General features: G+C 24.6%; 4 protein-coding genes and 1 pseudogene. 2 read left to right on the top strand and 3 right to left on the bottom strand.

The annotated features are described in order from the left end of the window. The coding region (locus Q0K19_RS14695; RefSeq protein ID WP_297249274.1) for a DUF4132 domain-containing protein at positions 1-1,159 on the top strand (1,159 nt) is incomplete at its 5' end. 377 nt (positions 1,160-1,536) lie between these two features. Here Q0K19_RS14695 and Q0K19_RS14700 read toward each other — a convergent pair. Further along, positions 1,537-3,432, bottom strand: a complete 1,896-nt coding sequence (locus Q0K19_RS14700) for a tetratricopeptide repeat protein (RefSeq protein ID WP_297249276.1) — start codon at positions 3,430-3,432, stop codon at positions 1,537-1,539. A gap of 140 nt (positions 3,433-3,572) precedes the next feature. Between Q0K19_RS14700 and Q0K19_RS14705 the strand changes: the two genes are divergently transcribed. Continuing rightward, positions 3,573-4,235, top strand: coding sequence for a suppressor of fused domain protein (locus tag Q0K19_RS14705; RefSeq protein ID WP_297249278.1), 663 nt, complete (start codon positions 3,573-3,575; stop codon positions 4,233-4,235). A 4-nt stretch (positions 4,236-4,239) separates the two neighbouring features. On the opposite strand, the gene Q0K19_RS14710 is transcribed toward Q0K19_RS14705, so the two are convergent. Together Q0K19_RS14710 and Q0K19_RS14715 are read right to left on the bottom strand one after the other, a co-directional pair. Further along, positions 4,240-5,877 (bottom strand): FAD-binding protein, encoded by a 1,638-nt coding sequence (locus tag Q0K19_RS14710; RefSeq protein WP_367172183.1) that lies wholly within the window; start codon positions 5,875-5,877, stop codon positions 4,240-4,242. Between the two features lie 218 nt (positions 5,878-6,095). Next, a pseudogene (locus Q0K19_RS14715) lies at positions 6,096-6,684 on the bottom strand (BspA family leucine-rich repeat surface protein); the annotation flags it as partial.

A 6,684-nucleotide genomic window follows, 5' to 3' on the forward strand; every position in this document is an offset into this window, starting at 1 on the left:
AATTGATAAAAAATCTTTTATAAATGCAGTTAAAACAATATATACAAGTACCAATAAAGAAACTTCTCTTATTATGTATGGAATATATGGAGGAGACGAGGCATTAAGAGAGATTTACAAAAAAGAAAAAGATTCAAAATTATGTTTACTTGTATTTTCTATCAATAAAAACAGTAAATATGCTATTAATATGCTTTATAATGTGTTTAAGAAAAGTAAAAAATATGAAGTAAAAGAGATGGCAGAAAAAATTATTGAAGATATAGCAAAAGAAAATAATTTGAGCGTTTATGAATTTGGATTAAAAGCTATACCAAATTTTGGATTTGATATAAACGGAGAGAAAATAATAAATAATAATCGATATAAAATGATTTTAAAACATGATTATACTATAGAATTTTTTGATATCAAAGAAAATAAAATATTAAAACAAATACCTAAAGACTTTGATGATACTACAAAAGAAGAAATTAAATACATAAAAAAAGAAATTCCAAATATTATAAAAAATCAAAGCAGAAATTTAATAAAAATTCTATTAACAGGCAAAAAGTACGATTTTAATTTTTTCAAAGAAATATTTATTGATAATCCAATAATGAATAAATTTGCAATTAATTTAGTTTGGAATTTATTTGATGAAAATGGTAATTTTATAACAACATTCAGATATTCAGGCGATGGAAGTTATACCAACTGCGATGATAATACAGTGAATATAAATAATAATTATTTTGTAAGTTTATTAAGCCCTATAGAAATGGAAGAAGAAATTATAGTAAAATGGAAAAAACAGCTTGAAGACTATGAATTATCACAGCCAATAATGCAGTTTACAAATATAAAAATAAATAATTTAGAAGAAGCATTAAAAAAATTACAAAATATGGAAATAAGTTACGGCATGGTAAAAGCATTTTCTCAAAAATATGATATGAATACCGAACGTAAAAGCTATTATGAAATTAACGGATATTCATTTAAAGACTCATACAATAATCAAGAATTTTATATAAGAACAAAAATTATCAATACTGAAACCAATTATAATGATAAAATAAAAATTAATATAGAGTTTAATAATGCTAGCAACAGATTCATATATACTTGGCTTATACTTTTAATATGGGATTTTAGATTGACAGAAATATACTGAAACAAATAAATTTTTACAAATTTAAAAATTTTCAGTGTATAGCTAAACAACTACATTTTGTCAAAAATAATTTTTTTAAATTTGAAATATTTACATGGCTTTGCCCTTATGAAGTACACAGAGGGCAGTCCCCTAGTTCTTTTGCAACTGAAAGGAGTGCCTGTGTATTGCCACATACGAAGTACGCCTGCGACGAGAAGCAAAAGGCTATATTTTAGATTAAATTTAATATTTTATATTACATGTAAAACAAAATTAGTATCATTTAGCACTAATTATATCCTTGCACTTTTTGGTTCTTTTTGCGGCGGGAAAAAGAACAACATAAAAATTAACAAAATTAAAAATTGGGGGTATATACTAATTTGTATATTAGCTTAATAATCAATATTATTATTTTTTAAGAACTCTATTGCAGGCTCTATATTTTCAGCTGCTAATTCTTTCATATTATCCATAATCGCATTCATTTCATATTCATCATTATTTTTTAAAGCCGTTTGATAAGATTTATTAAAATACTCTAATGCTTCACTATTTAATTTATTATAATTTTCTATATTGTTTTTTTCTTTTAAAGCCAATCTTGATTTCACTTCACCTATATTATTATAAGGCAGAGAAAGTGCAGAGTTTATTTCTAATGCTTTATAAAAATTTTCTAATGCTTTATCGTACTCTTTTAACCTCACATAGCACCCGCCCAAATTATTAAAAGCATAATCATGTTCTTTATTTAATTTTATAGTAGTTTGATAATCTCTAAAAGCTTCATCATAATTTTTCAATGCTTCATTAGCAATACCCCTATTATAATATGCTTCGTCGTAATTGGGATTTAATTCTATAGACTTATGAAAATCTTTTACAGCCTCTTCATACAAAGATAAATCAAGTTCAGCAATCCCTTTATCATAATATATTTTATAATTATCAGCTTCTAACTCTATAGCCTTTTCATAATCATTAATAGATTCTTTTATTAACCCGAAATTATGTTTGACAATAGCTCTTTCATAATAACATTCATATCCAAGTTCTATCGCTTTAGTATAATTTTCTATAGCTTCATCATAGTTTTGTGATCTTTCATTTAAAGTGCCTCTCAAATTATATAAATAAGCTTTATCAGAATCTGACTTTGCATTATATAAAGCTTTATCAAAATCTTTCATTGCCTCATCATATAAATTCAAATTAATCTTTGCCATAGCTATTTCATAATAAGCCTCTATATAATCATTATCTAATTCCAAAACTTTATTATAATCTTCAATAGCTTCTTCATAAAGTTTTAAATTAGTCTTAGCATTTCCTCTATAATAATATGCATCAGCATAACAAGGATTAAGTTTTATAAATATATCAAAATAATCAATAGCTTCCTCAAATAAATCTAAATTCTGTTTACATAAAGCCTTATTATAAAGGGCGCCTATGTTATCAGGATTTAATTCCAAAACTTTATTATAATCTTCTATAGCTTTATTATATTCTTCTAATTCAGAGTACATTAAAGCTCTGTTATAATAATAACCAGTATCTGTTTCATTAAGCTCTATAGCCTTATTATAATCATTTATAGCCTTTTCAAACATATTCAAATTAGAATAAGCTAAAGCTCTATCATGATATATATAACTTTCATCAGGCAAATAATCTGCAGCAATAGTAAAATCTTCAATGGCTTCTTCAAATAAATTTAAATCAAATTTGGATAAACCTCTATAATAATAATATATATAATTAATTTCATTATACTCTATTAATAATCTATTAAAATCATCAATAGCCTCTTTATGTTTATCTATCTTAGCATAAGATAAAGCCCTAACAAAATAAGCATCTTTAAAATCAGAATCTAATTCTAAAGTTTTATTAAAATCTTTTATAGCATCTTCATATGAGCCTAAACTATATTTGGCAACTCCTCTGCTATAGTATGCATTGCAATATTCATTGTTAAGTTCTAAAGTTTTATCAAAATATTTTATAGACTCTTCGTACTCTTTTAAATTGCATTTAGAAGTACCTATATTATAATAAGCACTTATCAAAATATTATGCATATTATTAATATCTTCAGCATTTGTTTCATCGCCATCATCATTATTATCACTATAAATAATAAACTCATCATCAGAATAAAAAACTAAATCCTTATTATAAATATCAATTATCTTCTCTAAGTTAAAAATAGCTTCTTCATATCTTTTTTCTTTAAAAGCATTCTTTCCTAATTCAAATAATTGCTGTATTTCTTTTTTTATCATTTATTTATCCTGAATAAAAAATTATAATTCACATATTAGAATATTTTTATAATTTTTCAAGTAAAACTATAATTAAAAAATATTATTGATATATAAATTCTTTCTGTTATACTAATTAACATAATAATTAGGAGTAAAAAATGAGCAAAAAAGAGTTAAATAATAATGAGGAAATAAATACTGCAGGTTTTGATGCTATAACAGAAACTTTTGAGAAAATATACACTGAACAAAAAGAACCTCTGCATTACAGACCTATAATAAGTTACATGCTTGGAGGGAAAGATCCTCTTGATGGAATCAGTATTTACAGAGGAAACGGATATTATCATTTTGTTACTTACGGATTCAGTGAGCTTTATGAAAAAGAATCAGATAATAAAGAATACAGCGGATTTGGTTTTGAACTTACTTTTAAATTAAAAATGAATGAAAAACAGATTAATAATACTAAAGATGATGATACTGCTGATAATGAAATAAAAACTGTTGTAGGATTTTTACAGCAATTAGCAAGATATGTATTTGAAAGCGGTGCCGTTTTCAATCCTTATGAATATATATGGACTAAACAAAAAGAAGGAATAGATGCTGAACAAAAATCTAAAATAACAGGATTTATTACTGTACCAGATGAAGCAGCTGAAATCAATACTCCTAATGGAAAAGTTATTTTTGTTGAACTTTTAGGAGCAACAGATTCAGAACTTAATGCTGTATACGATAAAAAAATCACAGTAAAAGAATTGGCTCAAAAAATAGGAACCGATATAACAGATTATAACAGAGAATCTTTATTGTAATTATTTAATTATTAATATAAATTCTATTTATTATAGTTTTATTATTTTCTCTTTTTATATGAAGCTTATAAATTTTATCTGATGAATCTCTAAAATCATCTCTGTAATGTGCTCCTCTGCTTTCATCTCTCTCAAGCATACTCAAAGCGATCATCTTAACACTTTCAATAATCAAATAAATTTCTATAGAACCGTTTTTAATATTTTCTTTTATACTGTAATTGCTTCTAAGCTCATCAATATTTTTAAAAAAACTTTCTATTTTTTCTCTGCTTCTTATAACGGATAAATTTTCACTTACTAATTCTCTTATTTTTTCAAGCACTTCATTTTTTTTAAGATTGTTTTCTTTATCATCTTTTGAAATATCATTTATCCAATCATTAAACTCTTTTTCTATATCTTTTAATTTTTTATTATCATGAAATTTATTATTTTTAATATATTCATAAGCATCTTTCACAGCATTATTTGCAAATACCAAAGCACCGCCAACAGAATTTCCGCCTAGCCTATTAGCACCCTCTATAGCAGATGATAATTCACCAACAGCATAAAGCCCATTAACACCGGTAAATCCATTGCTGTCTATTTTTATTCCTCCATTACAGCTATGAGCAAAATGAGTTATTAAAGTTTCATCTTTAAGTAAATCAATATTCATTTCTTTTTTAAGCCAATCCAAATAAACAGTATAAAATTCTTCTTTGTCTTTATATAAATCTTCAGAATATTTTAATTTTACTCCGCTGTAAGGTATTTTCAAATCTATTTCACTGCTTTCAAAATCTATACTAAAAGGAGCATAAGCACTTCTTTCAATCCATAATTTTTTATTTTTATCATCGTTTATTCCGTCCAAAATTAATTTATTATCTTCATCATACATGCCAATACAATATTTAAGAGTATGCTCTCCAAACAAAACATTATATTTAGGCTTTAAATATGCAGGTATAAATTGAATAAACTCCATATTTTGTGCATAAGCTCCAGCATCTAATGCCGTTATATGACAAGTACCATTAATTTTTTTGGGATACAAGCTATTTTTATAATTTCCTGCAATTCCTCCTGCAGCTAAGATTATAACTTTAGATTTTATAAAGAAAAATTTATCTTTATTTTGAAATACTGCTCCATAAACTTGATCATTATTTTTTATGATTCTTATTAAAGAACTTTCTTCAAATATTTTCAGTCTTTTATTTTTTCTGAAAATTTTATTAGCTCTTTTTCTAGCACCATTCCAATCATTAATCAAAAAAATATTTCTTGAGTATTTAGCAAAACATGCAGGTCTTGAATCTTTTCTAATCCAAGGTTTAAAACCAATTCTTTTTAGTAGATAAACATCTCTTTTAATATTCTTAATATAAGTTTTTATAAGCTCTGGATTTTCAACACCTTTACCCATATTAGTTATATCTTCATAATATTTATCATAATCATTTTCATCTTTTGTTGCCTGTATACCTAATGTAGCTTTCAAAGGAAAATAAGAAGCTCCAGAACAAATTTTAGAAGAATCAGCAATGCATACTCTTTTAAAAACTTTCAATGCTCTTTCAGCAGCAATAAGTCCAGCTATTCCTCCGCCTACAATTAATACATCACAATCAAATTCTTTGTTTATATTCATAATTATCACTCTTAGATAATTTTTATAATTGAATATACTGAAATTTTTTAACTTTGTCAATGTTTTCATTATTATTTTTCCTGAGACTTCATCGAAGAACAATACGAAGTACCACTACGAAGTGTGCCTACGGCAGGTGAAAATGCAGGTATAAAATTAGTACTAAATAATACTAATTTCATTTTAATTGTAATATATACTAAAAAATTTTAAGTTTGTCAATTGATGCACTTTATTATAGATATTATATACTTTTTTCCTGCTAATAGAATTTTTATTAAATTATTACTCTGATTTTTTATAATATTTGGAATTTCTTTTTTTATGTATTTAATTTCTTCTTTTGTACTATCATCAAAATTTTTAGGTATTTGTTTTAATGTTTTATTTTCTTTGATATCAAACAATTCTATAGTATAATTATTTTTTAAAATTATTTTATATTGATTATTATTTATTATTTTCTCTGCATTTCTATCAAATCCGAAATTTTCTACAGCTTTTAATCCGAATTCATAAACACTCAAATTATTTTCTTTTGCCATATCCTCAATTATTATTTCTGTCATCTCTCTTATTTCAGATTTTTTACTTTTTCTAAATACATTATAAAGCATATTAACAGCATATTTACTGTTTTTATTGATAGAAAATACAAGCAAACATAATTTTGAATCTTTTTCTTTTTTATAAATATTTCTTAATGCTTCATCGCCTCCATATATTGCATACATAATGAGAGAAGTTTCTTTATTGGTACTTGTGTATATTGTTTTAATTGCATTTATAAAAGACTTTTCATCAAGC

The sequence above is a fragment of the uncultured Brachyspira sp. genome (assembly GCF_944393015.1).
Classification (GTDB): domain Bacteria; phylum Spirochaetota; class Brachyspiria; order Brachyspirales; family Brachyspiraceae; genus Brachyspira.